General features: G+C 70.9%; 17 protein-coding genes and 1 rRNA gene. All 18 read left to right on the forward strand.

The genetic code is table 11. The annotated features are described in order from the left end of the window. Positions 1-147: 147 nt before the first annotated feature. The 18 genes from rrf (at position 148) to der (ending at position 17661) form a co-directional block, all read left to right on the forward strand. Positions 148-264 (forward strand): 5S ribosomal RNA (gene rrf / locus ACLBXX_RS02985). A 93-nt stretch (positions 265-357) separates the two neighbouring features. Next, entirely contained in the window at positions 358-2184 is a 1827-nt protein-coding gene (locus ACLBXX_RS02990; protein WP_447656764.1) for a primosomal protein, read from the forward strand. Then, positions 2184-3218 (forward strand): HAD-IIA family hydrolase, encoded by a 1035-nt coding sequence (locus ACLBXX_RS02995; RefSeq protein WP_447656765.1) that lies wholly within the window; start codon positions 2184-2186, stop codon positions 3216-3218. Before ACLBXX_RS02990 ends, ACLBXX_RS02995 begins: the two co-directional genes overlap by 1 nt. Before the next feature lie 52 nt (positions 3219-3270). Further along, positions 3271-3429 carry a hypothetical protein gene (locus ACLBXX_RS03000; RefSeq protein ID WP_387138630.1) on the forward strand — a complete coding sequence of 53 codons (159 nt, stop codon included), beginning with the start codon at positions 3271-3273 and terminating at the stop codon, positions 3427-3429. Further along, complete coding sequence (locus ACLBXX_RS03005) at positions 3426-4226, forward strand: TlyA family RNA methyltransferase (RefSeq protein ID WP_447656766.1); 801 nt, start codon at positions 3426-3428, stop codon at positions 4224-4226. The genes ACLBXX_RS03000 and ACLBXX_RS03005 overlap by 4 nt, the downstream gene beginning before the upstream one ends. Then, a complete protein-coding gene (locus ACLBXX_RS03010; protein ID WP_447656767.1) occupies positions 4223-5242 on the forward strand; it encodes an NAD kinase in 1020 nt (339 codons plus the stop codon). The genes ACLBXX_RS03005 and ACLBXX_RS03010 overlap by 4 nt, the downstream gene beginning before the upstream one ends. Beyond that, on the forward strand, positions 5239-6930 hold the full coding sequence (gene recN, locus ACLBXX_RS03015; protein ID WP_447656768.1) for a DNA repair protein RecN: 1692 nt from the start codon (positions 5239-5241) through the stop codon (positions 6928-6930). The genes ACLBXX_RS03010 and recN overlap by 4 nt, the downstream gene beginning before the upstream one ends. Positions 6931-7006: 76 nt before the next feature. After that, positions 7007-8704 carry a CTP synthase gene (locus ACLBXX_RS03020; RefSeq protein ID WP_447656903.1) on the forward strand — a complete coding sequence of 566 codons (1698 nt, stop codon included), beginning with the start codon at positions 7007-7009 and terminating at the stop codon, positions 8702-8704. Position 8705: 1 nt separating this feature from the next. Further along, complete coding sequence (locus ACLBXX_RS03025; protein ID WP_387138614.1) at positions 8706-9293, forward strand: NUDIX domain-containing protein; 588 nt, start codon at positions 8706-8708, stop codon at positions 9291-9293. A 65-nt stretch (positions 9294-9358) separates the two neighbouring features. Next, positions 9359-10309 carry a site-specific tyrosine recombinase XerD gene (gene xerD, locus ACLBXX_RS03030; RefSeq protein WP_447656769.1) on the forward strand — a complete coding sequence of 317 codons (951 nt, stop codon included), beginning with the start codon at positions 9359-9361 and terminating at the stop codon, positions 10307-10309. Positions 10310-10511: 202 nt separating this feature from the next. Further along, on the forward strand, positions 10512-11108 hold the full coding sequence (locus ACLBXX_RS03035; protein ID WP_447656770.1) for a vitamin K epoxide reductase family protein: 597 nt from the start codon (positions 10512-10514) through the stop codon (positions 11106-11108). A gap of 109 nt (positions 11109-11217) precedes the next feature. Further along, positions 11218-12102, forward strand: coding sequence for a ParA family protein (locus ACLBXX_RS03040; RefSeq protein ID WP_447656771.1), 885 nt, complete (start codon positions 11218-11220; stop codon positions 12100-12102). Beyond that, positions 12086-12925, forward strand: coding sequence for a segregation and condensation protein A (locus ACLBXX_RS03045; RefSeq protein ID WP_447656772.1), 840 nt, complete (start codon positions 12086-12088; stop codon positions 12923-12925). The genes ACLBXX_RS03040 and ACLBXX_RS03045 overlap by 17 nt, the downstream gene beginning before the upstream one ends. Further along, positions 12915-13523 carry an SMC-Scp complex subunit ScpB gene (scpB, locus tag ACLBXX_RS03050; RefSeq protein ID WP_447656773.1) on the forward strand — a complete coding sequence of 203 codons (609 nt, stop codon included), beginning with the start codon at positions 12915-12917 and terminating at the stop codon, positions 13521-13523. The genes ACLBXX_RS03045 and scpB overlap by 11 nt, the downstream gene beginning before the upstream one ends. Further along, positions 13520-14293 carry a pseudouridine synthase gene (locus tag ACLBXX_RS03055; protein WP_447656774.1) on the forward strand — a complete coding sequence of 258 codons (774 nt, stop codon included), beginning with the start codon at positions 13520-13522 and terminating at the stop codon, positions 14291-14293. Before scpB ends, ACLBXX_RS03055 begins: the two co-directional genes overlap by 4 nt. After that, on the forward strand, positions 14294-15400 hold the full coding sequence (locus ACLBXX_RS03060) for a prephenate dehydrogenase (protein WP_447656775.1): 1107 nt from the start codon (positions 14294-14296) through the stop codon (positions 15398-15400). Continuing rightward, complete coding sequence (gene cmk / locus ACLBXX_RS03065; protein ID WP_447656776.1) at positions 15393-16121, forward strand: (d)CMP kinase; 729 nt, start codon at positions 15393-15395, stop codon at positions 16119-16121. Before ACLBXX_RS03060 ends, cmk begins: the two co-directional genes overlap by 8 nt. A 1-nt stretch (position 16122) precedes the next feature. Continuing rightward, entirely contained in the window at positions 16123-17661 is a 1539-nt protein-coding gene (der, locus tag ACLBXX_RS03070; RefSeq protein WP_447656777.1) for a ribosome biogenesis GTPase Der, read from the forward strand. The last annotated feature ends 8 nt before the right edge of the window (positions 17662-17669 follow it).

A 17669-nucleotide genomic window follows, 5' to 3' on the forward strand; every position in this document is an offset into this window, starting at 1 on the left:
AGCCGATGACTTGATAACACTCCCCCCACCCCTGGTGGGGGTGGAGAATGCTCGCGTCCACTGAGTGGTTCCCGATGTACGGTCGGAAACCGCAACTGAACAGAAGACAATTTTTCACGTTGTGAAACCCGAACTCATCGAAAGAGTTACGGCGGCCATAGCGAGAGGGAAACGCCCGGTCCCATTCCGAACCCGGAAGCTAAGCCTCTCAGCGCCGATGGTACTGCAGGGGGGACCCTGTGGGAGAGTAGGACACCGCCGGACACCCATTCACGGAATGGCCACCCCTCGCAGGGTGGCCATTCCGCGTTAACAGGGTGGATTGCCGACGTAGAACGGATCCAGGAGGATCGAAGAATGCCAGAGCAGGAGCCGCGCGACGATCGACGCGCGCCGCGCGAACGATCCACCGGGAAGCCCTCGTCGGCCGGCGCCGACCGCAAGCCGTATGCGAGCCGCGATGGAGATCGCAAGCCCTACGCCAAGCGCGATGGCGACCGTAAGCCGTATGCGAGTCGCGATGGTGATCGCAAGCCGTACGAGAAGCGCGATGGCGACCGTCCCTATGCGAAGCGTGATGGCGACCACAAGCCGTACGCGAAGCGTGATGGTGACCGGAAGCCGTACGCGAAGCGCGATGGCGACCGTCCCTACGCGAAGCGCGATGGCGACCACAAGCCGTACGCGAAGCGCGATGGCGACCACAAGCCGTACGCGAAGCGCGATGGCGACCACAAGCCGTACGCGAAGCGCGATGGCGACCACAAGCCGTACGCGAAGCGCGATGGCGATCACAAGCCGTACGCCAAGCGCGATGGCGATCACAAGCCGTACGCCAAGCGCGACGGCGATCATAAGCCGTACGCGAAGCGCGATGGCGATCATAAGCCGTACGCGAAGCGCGATGGTGAGCGCAAGCCGTACGAGAAGCGTGATGGCGACCGTCCGTATGCGAAGCGTGATGGTGACCGCAAGCCGTACGAGAAACGCGATGGCGACCGTCCTTACGCGAGGCGCGATGGTGACCGCAAGCCGTACGAGAAGCGCGATGGCGACCGTCCTCACGCGAAGCGCGATGGCGACCGTCCTCACGCGAAGCGCGATGGCGACCGGAAGCCGTACGAGAAGCGTGACGGCGACCGCAAGCCGTACGAGAAGCGCGATGGCGACCGTCCGTACGAGCGCTCGGCGCGCCCGACGCGCGGGGGAGCGAACCGCCCCGACCGCGCCGTCCGCGAGGGCGAGATCCGTGCCGTCCGCCCTCGACACGACGACCCGGTCATCCCTGAGGATGTCACCGGCCGCGACCTGCCGCCGGCTGCGCGCAACGAGCTGAAGACCCTCAGCAAGGAGAACGCCGAGGAGGTCGCGCGTCACCTCGTGATGGCGTCGCAGCTGATCGACGAGGACCCGGCACTGGCGCACCAGCACGCACTGTCGGCATCTCGTCGCGCCGGCCGCATCGCCGTGGTCCGCGAGACGCTCGCCATCACCGCCTATGCGACCGGCGACTTCGCGCTCGCCCTGCGCGAACTGCGCACCTACCGGCGGATCTCGGGTCGCGACGACCAGATCGCCCTGATGGTCGACAGCGAGCGGGGCGTCGGACGTGCCGATCGCGCGCTCGAGGTCGGTCGCGCCGTCGACCGCGCCACGCTCGAGACGCCGGTGCGCGTCGAGCTGGCGATCGCGATGTCGGGCGCCCGTCTCGACCTCGGCGAGCCCGAGCGTGCGCTGCAGGAGCTCGACATCCCCGAACTCGATCCGGATCGCGCGTTCGAGTGGAGTCCCTCGCTGTTCGCCGCCCGCGCCGCGGTGCTCGAGGAGCTCGGCCGCACGGACGAGGCCGCGCAGTGGCAGCGTCGTGCGGTGATCGCGGCAGACGCGATCGACGCGGCATCCGGTCTGGGCGACCTCGAGACCGTCTTCGTCGAGGAGGTCATCGAAGAGGACCTCGAGGACGCGGCTGAGGACGAGTCCGAGGACACGGCCGAGACCGAGCAGGACACGTCCGAGGATCTCGGCGAGCCCGAGCCCGAGCCCGAGTCCGAGTCCGACTCGATCGATGAGCCCGAGTCCGCCGCCACGGAGCAGGAGGAGATCTCCGTCGCCGACGAGGTCGCCGAGATCCTCGTGGAGGCGGGGGTCGACGACGCACCCGGCGACGGCGAGGCCGACCGCTGATGGCGCTGTTCGGGCGGCGGGCCGCGACGCCCGCCCCGCTGGACGGCGTCGACGTCGTGCTGGCCGACCTCGACGGAGTCGTCTACGCCGGCGCCGGCGCCCTGCCGCACGCGGTAGACAGCCTCAACCGTGCCCGAGACGGTCGCTCACTCGCGTACATAACGAACAATGCTGCGCGCACGGATGCCTCGGTCGCGGCGCATCTGAGCGAGCTCGGGCTCGCCACGACGCCGCGTGATGTCGTCACCAGCCCGCAGGCCGCGATGCGACTGCTCGCGGGGAAGATCGCGCCCGGGTCCACGGTCCTCGTCGTCGGAGGCGATGGCCTCGTCGTCGAGGTCGAGAAGGCCGGGTTCGTCGTGACCCGCAGCGCCGACGACGCGCCGTCGGCCGTCGTGCAGGGATTCGCGCCCGAGGTGGGCTGGACCCAGCTGGCTGAGGCGGCCTTCGCGCTCAAGACGCCCGAGGAAGACGGCGGCATCCCGTGGGTGGCGACGAACACCGACTGGACGATCCCGCAGTCCCGCGGCATCGCGCCCGGCAACGGCACGCTGGTCAGCGCCGTGCACACCGCCGTCGGCCGGCTCGCGACCGTCGCCGGCAAGCCCGAGGTGCCGATCTTCGAGGAGGCCGTCGCGCGGTTCGAGGCGCAGCATCCGTTGTTCCTGGGTGACCGGCTCGATACCGACATCCTCGGCGCCAACCGTGCCGGTATCCCGTCTGCCCTGGTGCTCACGGGCGTGGATCGTCCGAAGCACGTGCTGGCGGCGCCCGAGAATTCGCGTCCGACGTACATCCTGGGGGACCTCCGCGAGCTCCACGAGCCGTACCCCGAGGTGCAGGTGAAGGACGGCGTCGCCACGGTGCGGGACGCCCGTGTCGCGATCGACGGCGCCGACATCCGGATCCTGAGCGAGGGCGCGCCGGTCGACCTCGTCCGCGCGGGTGCGGCGGCGATCTGGTCGACCGGACGCGCGATCTTCGGCTTCCGCGTGCCCGAGCGCCTCTACGCGGATCCGTTCCACCGCCCCTGATCCTCGCCGCGGAAAAGCCGGGACTGTCGGGCGACCCCCGTATTCTGGGGACATGGATGGAGCCGACGCGCATCAGGACGAGCACGGCGATCTGCTGTCGACCCTCGAGGTGATCGAGGCGCAGCCGCTGGCCACGCGTGCCGAGGCGTACGACACGCTGCACGACACGCTCGCCCGTCGCCTCGAGGCGACCCCCGGCACCCCGTCATGACGAGCCGCCTCGACGCCGCTCTCGCCGCCCGGGGTCTCGCGCGCTCCCGCACCCACGCCGCGACGCTGATCGCCGAAGGGCTCGTGACGGTCGACGGCCGGCCCGTGGTGAAGGCCTCGGCTCCGGTCGGCGACGAGAGCCTGATCGAGGTGGCGGTTTCGGACCACTACGTCAGCCGTGCGGCGCACAAGCTCATCGCCGGCCTCGACGCCTTCGAGGTCGATGTCCGCGGCCGCGTCGCGCTCGACATGGGCGCATCCACCGGCGGCTTCACCCAGGTGCTGCGCGAGCGCGGTGCCGAGCCGGTGATCGCCGTGGATGTCGGTCACGGGCAGCTCGCAGCATCCGTCGCCGACGATCCCGGTGTGGTCGCGGTCGAAGGGTTCAACGTCCGCTACATGACCGCCGACTCGCTCGCCGAGGCGAGCGGCGTCTCCGAGGCGCCCTCGGTGATCACGGGCGACCTGTCCTTCATCTCGCTCACCCATGTTCTTCCCGCCGCGCGGGCGGCCGCAGCATCCGATGCCGATCTCGTGCTCCTGATCAAGCCGCAGTTCGAAGTCGGGCGCACGGCGGTCAAGGGAGGCCTCGTGACAAACCCCGTGCTGCGCGCCGACGCGGTCGCGCGCGTGCTGTGGGCGGCGTGGGACGCGGGCCTCGGCACGTGCGGGTTCGTCTCCTCCCCGATCGCGGGGACCCACGGCAATTCCGAGTTCATCGCACACCTCGCGCCGGGGCGGGGGAGCAATCCGACAGAATGGTTGAGCACTGTGAACCGACTGGCGGGGAGCCGATGAACGACGCCGACACCGAGGCCCAGCGCAGCATCCTCGTGGTGGCGCACGCTCACCGCGCCGACACCGTGGCTGCCGCGGAGCGGGTCGTCGCCGCGCTGCGGGCCGCCGGCGCCCGTCCCGTCCTCGCCCTCGACGACGGCGAAGACCTCGTGCAGGCAGGGCCGACGCTGGCCGACGTCGCGGTGCTGGGCATCGATGTGCCGGTGACCGAGATCGAGCTCGCGATCGTCCTCGGTGGCGACGGAACGATCCTGCGGGCCGCCGAACTCGTCCGCGACGGCAGTGCGCCCGTCCTCGGCATCAACATGGGCCACGTCGGCTTCCTCGCCGAGATCGAGCGGGACGACATGGATGAGGCCGTCCGCCGCGTCATCGCGCGCGAGTACGAGGTCGAAGACCGCATGGCGCTCCAGGTGCGGGTGAAAGACACCGGCGACTCCGTCATCTACGAGACCTGGGCGCTCAACGAAGCGACCGTCGAGAAGGCGAGCCGTGAGCGCCTGCTCGAGGTCGTCGTCGAGATCGACGGCCGGCCGCTGTCGACGTTCGGCTGCGACGGCATGGTCGTCTCGACGCCCACCGGGTCGACCGCCTACAACTTCTCGGCCGGCGGGCCGGTGATCTGGCCGACGGTCGAGGCGATCGCCGTGGTGCCGCTGTCGGCCCACGCTCTCTTCGCGAAGCCCCTCGTGGTCGGCCCCGAGCACTCCGTGGCCATCGAGGTGCTCGAGCGCACCAACGGCACCGGCATCCTGTGGTGCGACGGGCGCCGGTCGCACGACCTGCCCCCGGGCGCGCGCGTCGTGGTGCGGCGGTCCGATCGCCCGGTGCGTCTCGCCCGCCTGCACCCCGCCCAGTTCACCGACCGACTCGTGCGCAAGTTCCGCCTCCCCGTCGAGGGCTGGCGCGGTCCGGCCGCGATCACGGGGGTCATGCCGACCCAGAAGCCGGCGAAGGATGCCGCGACCGCCGCCGACGTCGAGATCGACGTGGTCGGCAGCGAGGTCGCCCCGTGATCGAAGAGATGCGTCTGCGCGACCTCGGCGTGATCGCCGAGGCGACGCTGCCGATCGGTGCGGGCTTCACGGCGATCACGGGTGAGACGGGTGCCGGCAAGACGATGGTCGTGACGGGACTCGGGCTGCTGCTCGGCCAGCGCGCCGACTCCGGCGCCGTGCGCGCGGGCGCCGCCCAGGCCACGGTGGACGGCGTGTGGATCGTCCCCGAGGACGGACCGGTCGCCGCGCGTGTGCGCGAGGCCGGTGGCGATGTCGAGCCCATCGGCGGGGGCCGTGCCGAGCTGTACATCGGGCGGTCGATCTCGAGCGAGGGCCGCGGGCGGGCGTCCGTCGGCGGCCGCGCCGCACCGGCCGGAGTGCTCGCCGACCTCGCCGACGAGCTCGTCGTCGTGCACGGGCAGTCCGATCAGCTGCGCCTGCGATCCGCCGCCGCACAGCGTGATGCGCTGGACCGATTCGGCGGCGAGGCCGTCCACTCCGCACGCGACGCGTACCGCCGTGCCTTCGAGCACTGGCGTGCGATCGACCGCGAGCTGTCGGAGCTCACCGATGACCGCGACGCGCGGGCGCGCGAGGCCGAAGACCTGCGGAACCAGCTCGCCGAGATCGAGCAGGCGGCGCCCGAATCCGGCGAGGACGCCGAGCTGGCGACGCGCGCCGAGCGCCTGGCGAACGCCGAGGAGCTGCGGGTCGCCGCCGCGACCGCGCATGACGGGCTCTCCGGCGAGGGCGACGAACCCGATGCCGGGGCGCTGCTCGCCGAGGCGCGTCGCGCCCTCGAGCGCGTGCACGACCCGGTGCTGGCCGAGCTCGGCGGGCAGCTCGCCGACGTCGGCTACCGGGTCGCCGACATCGCCGCCGCCCTCGCGGGCTACCTCGCGGATCTCGACGAGTCCGGCCCGCACGAGCTCGCCGCCGTGGAGGAGCGCCGTGCGGTGCTCGCCGCCCTGGTCCGCGCGCACGGCACCCTCGACGCCGCCATCGAGCTGCTCGACACCGGCTCCTCTCGCCTCGCCGAGCTCGACGACGACTCCGATCGCATCGACCGGCTGACGGCGGAGCGGGATGCCGCGGCATCCGTCCTCGACGAGGCCGCTGCCGTGCTCACCGCGGCGCGGACGGAGGCAGCCGCGCGGCTGGGTGCCGCCGTGAGCACAGAGCTGCGCGCGCTCGCGATGCCGGACGCGCGCCTGGAGGTCGCCGTCACGGCGGGCACCGAGTCCGCGTCGGGGCGCGACGACGTCGCCATCCTGCTCGCGCCGCACCCCGGCGCCGAGCCGCGCGCCGTCTCGCGCGGCGCGAGCGGCGGTGAACTCAGCCGCGTCATGCTCGCGATCGAGGTCGTCATCGCCGCCGTCGACCCCGTCCCGACATTCGTGTTCGACGAGGTCGATGCCGGCATCGGCGGCGCCGCCGCGATCGAGGTCGGTCGGCGCCTCGCGCGCCTGTCGGAGTCGTCGCAGGTGATCGCGGTGACGCACCTCGCGCAGGTGGCGGCCTTCGCGGCCAACCATCTGACGGTCGTCAAGGCGAATGACGGCTCGGTCACGGCGTCCGATGTCCGCCGCCTGGACGGCGCTGACCGCGAGGCCGAGATGGCGCGTCTGCTGTCGGGCATGCCCGACTCGGACGCCGCCCTCACCCACGCACGCGAGTTGCTCAGCCTTCGCACCGAAGTGGACTGAGCGCGTGCCCGCGCCCGCGTGTCCTCAGCTTCTGCGAAGCTCATCGAAACACTGCCTGATAGGATAAAAGCCCGTGATGCAGACTTCTGATTCTTTCCGCGGCGACACTTCGAACGACACCACCAAGCACATCTTCGTGACCGGTGGTGTCGTTTCCTCGTTGGGCAAGGGTCTCACCGCGGCCAGCCTCGGAAATCTCCTGACGGCCCGCGGACTGCGTGTCGTGATGCAGAAGCTCGACCCGTATCTGAATGTCGACCCGGGCACGATGAACCCGTTCCAGCACGGCGAGGTCTTCGTGACCGACGACGGCGCCGAGACCGACCTCGACATCGGGCACTACGAGCGCTTCCTCGACATCGAGCTGAGCCAGGCGGCCAACGTGACCACCGGCCAGATCTACTCCCAGGTCATCGCGAAGGAGCGCCGCGGCGAGTACCTCGGCGACACCGTGCAGGTGATCCCGCACATCACCGACGAGATCAAGCGCCGCATGCGCCTGCAGGCCGACGAGACGCCCAAGCCCGACGTGATCATCACCGAGATCGGTGGCACGGTCGGCGACATCGAGTCGCAGCCGTTCATCGAGTCGGCGCGTCAGATCCGCCACGAGCTCGGCCGCAACAACGTCTTCTTCGTGCACGTCTCGCTCGTGCCCTTCATGGGCGCGTCGGGGGAGCAGAAGACGAAGCCGACGCAGCACTCCGTCGCGACGCTTCGCTCGATCGGCATCCAGCCCGATGCGCTGGTGCTGCGCAGCGACCGCCCCGTCACCGAGGCGAACAAGCGCAAGATCGCGCTCATGTGCGACGTCGACGAGGGCGCGGTCGTGAACGCGATCGACGTGCCGAGCATCTACGACATCCCGTCGATGCTCAACGAGCAGGGCCTCGACGAGTACATCGTCCGTGCGCTGGGCCTGTCGAAGGCCGCCGACGTCGACTGGTCGCGCTGGCAGCGCGTGCTGAACGCCGTGCACAACCCCAAGCACGAGGTCACCATCGGCCTGGTCGGCAAGTACATCGACCTGCCCGACGCCTACCTCTCGGTCACCGAGGCGCTCAAGGCGGGCGGTTTCGCGCAGGAGACGCACGTCAACATCCGCTGGATCCCCTCGGACGAGTGCGAGACGCCCGAGGGCGCCGCCAAGGCGCTCGGTCCGCTCGACGGCATCGTGATCCCCGGCGGCTTCGGCATCCGCGGCATCGAGGGCAAGATCGGGGCGCTCAAGTTCGCGCGCGAGCAGGGCATCCCGACGCTGGGCATCTGCCTCGGTCTGCAGTGCATCGTCATCGAGTACGCCCGTCATGTCGCCGGCATCGAGGATGCCTCGTCGAGCGAGTTCGACCCCGACACGCAGCATCCCGTCATCGCCACGATGGAGGAGCAGGTCGACATCCTCGACCACGGCGACCTGGGCGGCACGATGCGTCTCGGCCTGTACCCGGCCGACCTCGCGGAGGGTTCGATCGCAGCCGAGGTGTACGGTGCGGAGCGCGCGTCGGAGCGCCACCGCCACCGCTACGAGGTGAACAACCGCTACCGCGACCAGATCGCCGAGGCCGGTCTCATCTTCTCGGGCATCAACCCCGACCTGAACCTCGTCGAGTACGTCGAGCTGCCGCGCGATGTGCACCCGTACTACATCGCGACGCAGGCGCACCCCGAGCTGCGCTCGCGTCCGACGGACGCCAACCCGCTGTTCCGCGGTCTCGTCGGCGCGGCGCTCGAGCGGCACCGCTCGAGCGAGCTGTTCGAGGTCGAGAACGACTGACGTGGCGGAGGAGCTCCTCGCCGACGAGCCCGTCGACGCCACCATCCTCGACAGCGACCTGGTCTACGAGGGCCGGGTCTGGGACGTGCGCAGCGACACCGTCGCGTACGGCGACGGGCAGATCGTGCGCCAGTACGTCGATCATCCCGGTGCGGCCGCGGTCGTGGCGGTGGACGACGAGGGGCGGGTACTGCTGATCCAGCAGTACCGGCACCCGATTCGCCACCGCGATTGGGAGATCCCGGCCGGCCTGCTCGACATGGCCGGCGAGACGCCGCTCGAGACCGCCCGACGCGAGCTCGCCGAGGAGGTCGACCTCGTCGCCTCGTCGTGGGAGCCGCTGGTGAGCATCTTCACCACGCCCGGCGGGAACGACGAGATCGTCCACCTGTTCCTCGCGCGCGGGCTCACCCCCGCGAGCGAGGTGCATGCGCGGGAGGACGAGGAGGCCGACATCCGGCTCGAGTGGCTGCCGCTCGCCGACGCCGTCGCGGGGATCCTCGCGGGGCGGCTGCGCAACGGCATCCTCGCGGTGGGCCTGCTCGCTGCGGCCGAACATCTCCGCCAGGCCGACGCCGAGGGAGCCTGATAACCCTCCGGAGTTCGCCGGCCGACCGGCCGGACGTGAGACCCTCGTGACAGGAGGCGCCTGACATGCAGATCGCTCGAGCGATGGACTCGTACCTGCGCCACGTCGCGATCGAGCGCGGCCTGTCGGAGAACACCGTCGCGGCGTACCGGCGCGACCTCGCCGGCTACGCAGACTGGCTGCGCGAACAGCACATCGACGACACCGCTGCGGTCACCTCGGTGACTCTGGCCAGCTTCATCGCCGACCGCGCCGCCGCCCAGCCGCCGATGGCCGCATCGTCGCTGGCCCGGCTGCAGTCCTCGGTACGGGGGCTCCACCGCTTCCTCGCCCGCGAGGGCATCGAGCCGGCCGACCCGTCGTCGAACCTGCGCCCGCCGAAGCAGCCGCGGCGGCTGCCCAAGGCGCTCACGATCGAGCAGGTGGAGAGCCTGTTGGATGCCTCGGGGCCCGCGCCGGCGACCGAGGCCGACGCGTCCGGCAACGGGGGAGCGGCGGCGGGCGATCTGCTCGGCATGCGCGACCGCGCGCTGCTCGAGCTGCTGTACGCCACCGGTGCGCGGGTGTCGGAGATCGTGCAGCTCGACGTCGACGATGCCGCGCACGGCGACGTGCTCCGCGTACGGGGCAAGGGATCCAAGGAGCGCATCGTCCCGGTGGGTTCGTACGCGCGCGCGGCCGTCGACGCCTACCTGACCCGCGCGCGGCCCGAGCTCTCGCACCGTGGCCGATCGACGCCGAAGCTCTTCCTCGGCGCGCGCGGAGCGCCGTTGTCGCGGCAGAGCGCGTGGCTGATCATCCAGTCGGCGGCCGAGCGCGCCCACCTCACCGCGCACGTCTCGCCCCACACCCTGCGGCACTCGTTCGCGACCCACCTCCTGCAGGGCGGCGCTGACGTCCGCGTCGTCCAGGAGCTGCTGGGCCACGCCTCCGTCGCGACGACCCAGATCTACACCTACGTGTCGGTCGATGCGCTGCGCGACGTGTACGCCACATCGCATCCGCGCGCGCGGTGACGCCACCGAGCCGGTTCCGACGAATCCACACCTGAACAGCGATTTTGCACGGCCGAACGCCGTGCGGTCCTGATGTCCCGGAGCGGATAATGGCCGCATGACCGACGTCGCCGCGCGCGCGGCATCCGGAGTACCTGAGGCCGCAGCTGGGCCCACGCGCCCGGAGGCTCCGCGCGGCGCGCCAGCGACGCGTGGAGGGGGCGTGGGGACCCTTGGCCCGACAGCCTGCCCGCCGACCGCGCTGGCGGTGTTCTGGATCGTCGCGGGGCTCGCCGGCTGGGTGGTCTCGTTCCTGCTCTACCTCGAGTACATCGGCCAGCTCGCGGGAACAGCGCCGCTCATCTCGTGCCAGGTCAGTCCGATCGTCACGTGCGGACCCAACCTGCTGTCGCCCGGCGGCAACCTGCTCGGCTTCAGCAACTCGATCATCGGGATCGTGCTGTTCCTCGGCCCCATCTACGCCGGCGTGAGCGCCCTGGCCGCTCCGGGCGGGCTGCGCCGGTGGTACTGGCGCGTCTATTCGCTGTTCCTGTTGGGCGCGGTGGCCTTCGTCCACGTCCTCGCGTGGCGCAGCGTCTTCGAGTACGGCTCACTCTGCCCGTGGTGCATGGTGGTGTGGGTCGTGACGATCCCGCTGTTCTGGTTCACGCTGGGGTGGACCTTCCGCGACGGCGTATGGGGCCGGATGCCTCGGCTCGGCGCCGCGCTCCTGACCTGGGCTCCGCTGATCACCGTGCTGGACTACGCGCTGATCGCGATCGCCGCGCAAGTGCGTCTCGACGTGCTCGGCTCGCTCTGACGGCGGTCCGAGCCGCGCCGTTGCGCGGCCCAGCCCGCCGCGCCGCAGGCGTTCCGGGGCGCGGCGTGACTAGAATCGGTGGACACGAAGCACATAGGCGGGAGCATTGGTGGCGGGCAAGGCACAGGCGGCGACGAGGGCCGCCACGGGGGACACTCCGATCGGACCCACCGGTCGTCCCTATCAGGGCTTCCCCACCCCGCCCAAGCTCGACGGCCACGGCCCCGCCCGCATCATCGCGCTGTGCAACCAGAAGGGCGGCGTCGGCAAGACGACGACCACCATCAACCTCGCCGCCGCCCTGGCCGGCTACGGCCGCAAGGTGCTCGCGGTCGACTTCGACCCGCAGGGCGCGCTGTCGGCGGGTCTCGGCATCCAGACCCACGAGATCCCGACGATCTACGACCTGCTGCTCGACGGCAAGCGCGACCCGCACGAGGTCATCGTGCACACGCGCGTCGACAACCTCGACGTCATCCCGGCGAACATCGACCTCTCGGCGGCCGAGGTGCACCTCGTCAACGAGGTCGCGCGCGAGCAGACCCTGTCGCGGGCGCTGCGCAAGCTCACGGGCGACTACGACGTGATCCTCATCGACTGCCAGCCGTCGCTCGGCCTCCTGACGGTCAACGCCCTCACCGCGAGCCACGGCGTCGTCATCCCGCTCGAATGCGAGTTCTTCGCCCTGCGCGGCGTCGCGATGCTCATCGAGACGATCGACAAGGTGCGCGACCGCCTCAACCCCACCATCACGCTCGACGGCGTTCTCGCCACGATGTACGACGCGCGCACGCTCCACTCGCGCGAGGTGCTCGAGCGCGTGGTCGACGCCTTCGGCGACGACGTCCTCGAGACCGTGATCGGCCGCACCGTCAAGTTCCCGGATGCCTCCGTCTCGGGCATGCCGATCACCGAGTTCGCGCCGGAGCACGCCGCCGCGCAGGCCTACCTGCGGCTGGCGCGGGAGCTGGTCGCCCGTGGCGCCGTCGCCTGACGCTTCGACAGGCTCAGCGACCGGGGAAGGCCCCGCGACCGGGGAGGGGTTCCGGGTCGCGCTCACCAACTTCGACGGACCGTTCGACCTCCTCCTCACCCTGATCTCGAAGCACGAGCTCGACATCACCGAGGTGTCGCTGTCGCTCGTGACCAACGAGTTCATCGCGTACCTCCGCGAGCTGGGTCCGGGCGAAGAGCTGGACGAGGCATCCGAGTTCCTCGTCGTCGCCGCGACCCTGCTCGACATGAAGGTCGCGGGGCTGCTGCCGCAGGGCGAGCTCGTCGACGCCGAGTCGGTCGCGCTGCTCGAGGCGCGGGATCTGCTGTTCGCGCGACTGCTGCAGTACCGCGCGTTCAAGGAGGTGTCGTCCTGGTTCGAGCGGTGCCTGCGCCGTGAGGCGGTGCGTCACACGCGCTCCGTGCGCCTCGACGAGAAGTACCGCAACGCCGTTCCGGAGCTCGTGTGGTCGCTCAGCGCCGACGACTTCGCCGCGCTCGCGCTGCTGGCGATGACGCCGAAGGAGATCCCGCGCATCGGGTTCGACCACCTTCACGCACCGCTGGTGAGCATCCGCGAGCAGGCTGCGATCGTCGTCACCCTGCTGCGCGACGCCGGATCGCTGACCTTCCGCGAGCTCATCGCGGGCGTCGGTCAGCCGGGTGTGGTGGTCGCCCGGTTCCTCTCGGTACTGGAGCTGTACCGCCATGCCGCCCTGTCCTTCGAACAGCTCGAGCCGCTCGGCGAGCTGACCCTCCGCTGGAGCGCTCAGCGCTGGAGCGACGAGAACCTCGCCACTTTGGGAGCCGACTATGACCGATGATGCTTCGACCGACGGCCCGCCCGTCGTGACGGTGACCGATGTGGCGCGGCGGCTGGAGGCGATCCTGCTGATCGTCGAGGAGCCGCAGAGCCTCGTGAGCCTCGCGGCCGCCGTCGGCGCACCGGTGCCCGCGGTGCGCCAGGCGATCGAGACCCTCGTCGACGACTACGACGGCAAGTCCGGCGGCCCGGTGCGCGGATTCGAGCTCCGCGAGGTCGGCGGCGGCTGGCGGCTCTATGTGCGCGAGGAGCTCGACGACCTCGTCAGCGAGTACGTCGGCGGGCAGGCGCCGTCGCGCCTCTCGCAGGCGGCGCTCGAGACCCTCGCGGTCATCGCCTACAAGCAGCCGGTGACCCGCAGCCAGGTCGCGTCCATCCGTGCCGTCAACGTCGACTCGGTCGTCCGCACGCTGGTCGCGCGGGGGCTCATCACCGAGCTCTTCGCGGATGCCGAGACCGGCGCGATCAACTACGGCACCACCGATGCGCTGCTCGTGCACCTGGGCATCAATTCACTGGACGAACTGCCGCACATCTCGCCGCTGCTGGACGGCGCGGACGAGGTCGGCGACAACCTGGACGAAGGAGTGCGTCGATGACCGGCGAGGCGGAATCGACCGAAGGGGTGCGCCTGCAGAAGGCCCTCGCGAACGCGGGGGTCGCGTCGCGGCGCGTCGCCGAGCAGCTCATCGTCGAGGGGCGCGTGCGTGTGAACGGCGCGGTGGTCACCGAGCTCGGCTCGCGCGTCGACCCCGAGAACGACCTCGTCGACGTCGACGGCACGGCCGTCCAGTTCGACCAGTCCAAGCGGTACGTCATGCTCAACAAGCCCACGGGCGTGGTGAGCTCGATGAAGGACGACCGTGGCCGCCCGGACCTCCGCCGCTTCACGAAGGACTGGGACGAGCGCCTGTACAACGTGGGGCGATTGGATGCTGAGACCAGCGGCCTGCTCGTGCTCACGAACGACGGCGAGCTCGCGCACGTGCTCGCGCACCCGTCGTTCGGCGTCACCAAGGTCTACATCGCCAAGGTCGACGGCCGCGTGACGCCGCAGACCATCCAGCAGCTCCTTCGCGGCGTCGACCTGGAGGACGGCCCGATCTCCGCCGACAAGGCGCGGCTGCTGTCGTCCTCGGCCGAGGGCGGCGGATCGCTCGTGGAGCTCACGCTCCACTCGGGGCGCAACCGCATCGTGCGCCGCATGATGGCCGAGGTGGGGCATCCGGTCGTCGAACTCGTGCGCCGGCAGTTCGGGCCGCTCCACCTGGGAACGCTGCCAGCCGGGCGCGCCCGGGAGTTGACTAAAGTGGAGCGGGGCGCTCTGCTGACTCTTTCGCGCCAAGCCGCAGGTCAACAGGAGGAATAAGTGACAGCGACCTCCCTTGCTCCACGCGTGCAGGGCACGGTGCGCATCGTCGGTGCCGGCCTCCTCGGCGCGAGCATCGGCCACGCGCTCAGCGCGCGCGGGATCGACGTCGCGCTGGACGACACGTCCCCCTCGCAGCTGCGCCTCGCGATCGACTACGGCGCCGGCCGCCGTGCGGCCGATGACGACGCTCCGTCGCTCGTCGTCGTGGCGGTGCCGCCCGATGTCACGGCCGACGTGATCCAGCGCGAGCTCGAACGCCACCCGCGGGCGGTGGTGACGGACGTCGCGAGCGTCAAACTCGAGCCGCTGCGCACCCTGCGCGAGCGCGGCGTGGACCTCACGCACTACATCGGCTCGCACCCGCTGGCCGGACGCGAGCGCGGCGGAGCGATCTCCGCCCGCGCCGACATCTTCGTCGGGCGCCCGTGGGTGGTGTGCCGCGACGAGGAGACCCCGTCGGCGGATCTCGCCCTCGTCGAGGGCCTCGCTCTCGACCTCGGTGCGACGCCGATCGAGATGACGCCGGAAGACCACGACCGCGGCGTCGCGCTCGTCTCGCACGTGCCCCAGCTGGTCGCCAGCCTGCTCGCCGGGCGCTTCGTCGATGCGCCCGACGGCTCGCTGCGGCTCGCGGGTCAGGGCGTGCGCGACACGACCCGGATCGCGGCATCCGCTCCCGAGCTCTGGGTGCAGATCCTCGGCGCGAACGCGGCGCCCGTCGTCGACGTGCTCGACCTGATCGCGGCCGACCTCACCGCCGTGGCCGACGCCCTGCGCGAGCCCGACGCTCCGGGTGCCCGCCGTGCTGTCGCGGAAACGATCCGTCGCGGCAACGACGGTGTCGAGCGTCTGCCCGGCAAGCACGGCCAGAACCGCCGCTTCGAGCAGGTCGTCGTGATGGTCGACGACACCCCCGGCCAGCTCGGACGCCTTTTCGGCGAGCTCGGCGACCTCGACGTGAACGTGGAAGACCTGCGCCTGGAGCATTCGCCCGGCGCCCAGTTCGGCCTCGCCGAGATCAGTGTCGTCCCCAGCGCCGTGCGCCGGGCGATCGACGGTCTCGAATCGCGCGGCTGGAAGATAGCGAGCACCACCAATGACTGACCCCGCGATCACAAAGCCGGGCCCCGATCCCGTCGTCGTCGCGATCGACGGCCCCGCCGGAAGCGGCAAGTCGAGCGTCTCGAAGCAGGTCGCCCGCCGTCTCGGCTACGGCTACCTCGACACCGGAGCGGCCTACCGCGCCCTGGCGTGGCACGCCCTCGAGCGCGGCATCGACACGTCGGACGCAGCATCCGTCCTGGACGTCTCGGGAGACTTCGACTACGCGATCTCGCTCGATCCCGACGCGTACTGGGTACGGGTCGGGACGAGCGACGTGACCGACGCGATCCGCGAGCCCCGCGTGTCGGACGCCGTCAGCGGCGTCGCGCGCGTGCCCGCGGTGCGGCAGTCGGTGAACGGGCTGTTCCGCGCGCTCGTGGCCCGCTCCGGGCGCCCGGGCGTCGTCGTCGAAGGGCGCGATATCACGACGGTCGTCGCCCCCGACGCCCCCGTGCGCATCCTCCTCACGGCCGCGCCGGAGATCCGCGCCGCGCGCCGCAGCGCCGAGGTGACGACGCAGGATGCCGCGACCGTCGCCGCCGCACTCCACCAGCGCGACGCCTCCGACTCGGCCGTCGTCGACTTCCTCACCGCCGCACCCGGCGTCGAGGTCGTCGACTCGACCCCCCTCGATTTCGACCAGACCGTGGACGCCGTGCTCGGCGTGATCCAGGCCGCGCTGAGCGCGCCGGCGGTCGACCCCCAGCAGACAGGAGCCTGAGATGGCCGCTGATGACAACCCCGACTTCGACGAGTTCGAGGCCGGCGACGACAACCTCGCCGAGAACCTCGCGGACCTCGACGACGAACTCGCCGAGCAGCGGGCGGTCGCCCTGCGCGTCGGCCTCGACGACTACGACCTCGACGACGAGGACGCGGCGCTGCTCGCGGGCATCGTCCGCGGCGAGGACGGCATCGAGTTCCTGCCGGCGCTCCCGGTCGTCGCAATCGTGGGTCGCCCCAACGTCGGCAAGTCCGCGCTGGTGAACCGCATCCTCGGCCGTCGCGAGGCCGTCGTGGAGGACACCCCCGGTGTCACGCGCGACCGCGTCACGTACAAGGCCGAGTGGATGGACCGCCGCTTCACGCTCGTCGACACCGGCGGGTGGGAGCCGGACGCCCGTGGCATCGACCGCTCGGTCGCCGCGCAGGCCGAGGTCGCGATCGACCTGTCGGACGTCGTGCTGTTCGTCGTCGACGCGATGGTCGGCGCCACCGCGACCGATGAGCACGTCGTGCGCCTGCTGCGCAAGGCCAACAAGCCCGTCTTCCTGGTCGCCAACAAGATCGACGACGCCCGCCAGGAGCCGGAGGCCGCGGCGCTCTGGAACCTCGGCCTCGACCAGCCCTGGCCCGTCTCGGCCATCCACGGCCGTGGCGTCGCCGACCTCCTCGACGAGGTCGTGAAGGTGATGCCCGACGTGTCGGCCGTGGCCAAGGCCGAGATCGGCGGCCCGCGCCGCGTCGCGATCCTCGGCCGCCCGAACGTCGGCAAGTCGTCGCTGCTCAACAAGGCCGCGGGCGAGGAGCGCGTCGTCGTCAACGAGCTCGCCGGCACCACGCGCGACCCCGTCGACGAGGTCGTCGAGCTCGGCGGCAAGCTGTGGCGCTTCGTCGACACCGCCGGCATCCGCCGTCGGGTCCACTTGCAGCAGGGCGCCGATTTCTACGCCTCGCTGCGCACGTCGGCGGCGCTCGAGAAGGCCGAGGTCGCGATCGTCGTGATCGACGTGACCCAGCCGATCAGCGTGCAGGACCTCAACATCATCGACCTCGTCCTCGAGTCCGGTCGTGCGCTCGTCATCGCTTACAACAAGTGGGACCGCCTCAACGACGACGACATGGACGGCCAGGATCGCCGCCGCTACCTCGAGCGCGAGATCGAGCAGGACCTCGCCCACGTCCAGTGGGCGCCGCGCGTCAACATCTCGGCCCGCACCGGCCGTCACCTCGACAAGCTCGTGCCGGCGCTCGAGACGGCCCTCGAGTCGTGGGATCAGCGCATCCCCACGGGCAAGTTCAACGCGTTCCTCACCGAGCTCATCGCCGAGCACCCGCACCCGCTGCGCGGTGGAAAGCAGCCGCGCATCCTGTTCGGCACGCAGGCTTCGACTCGCCCGCCGACCTTCGTGCTGTTCACGACCGGCTTCCTCGACCCGGGCTACCGCCGCTTCATCCAGCGACGCCTGCGCGAGCTGTACGGCTTCGAGGGCTCGCCGATCGTGATCAACATGCGCGTGCGCGAGCGTCGCCAGCGCTGACGCGGAGT

The sequence above is a fragment of the Microbacterium sp. C23T genome (assembly GCF_053345975.1).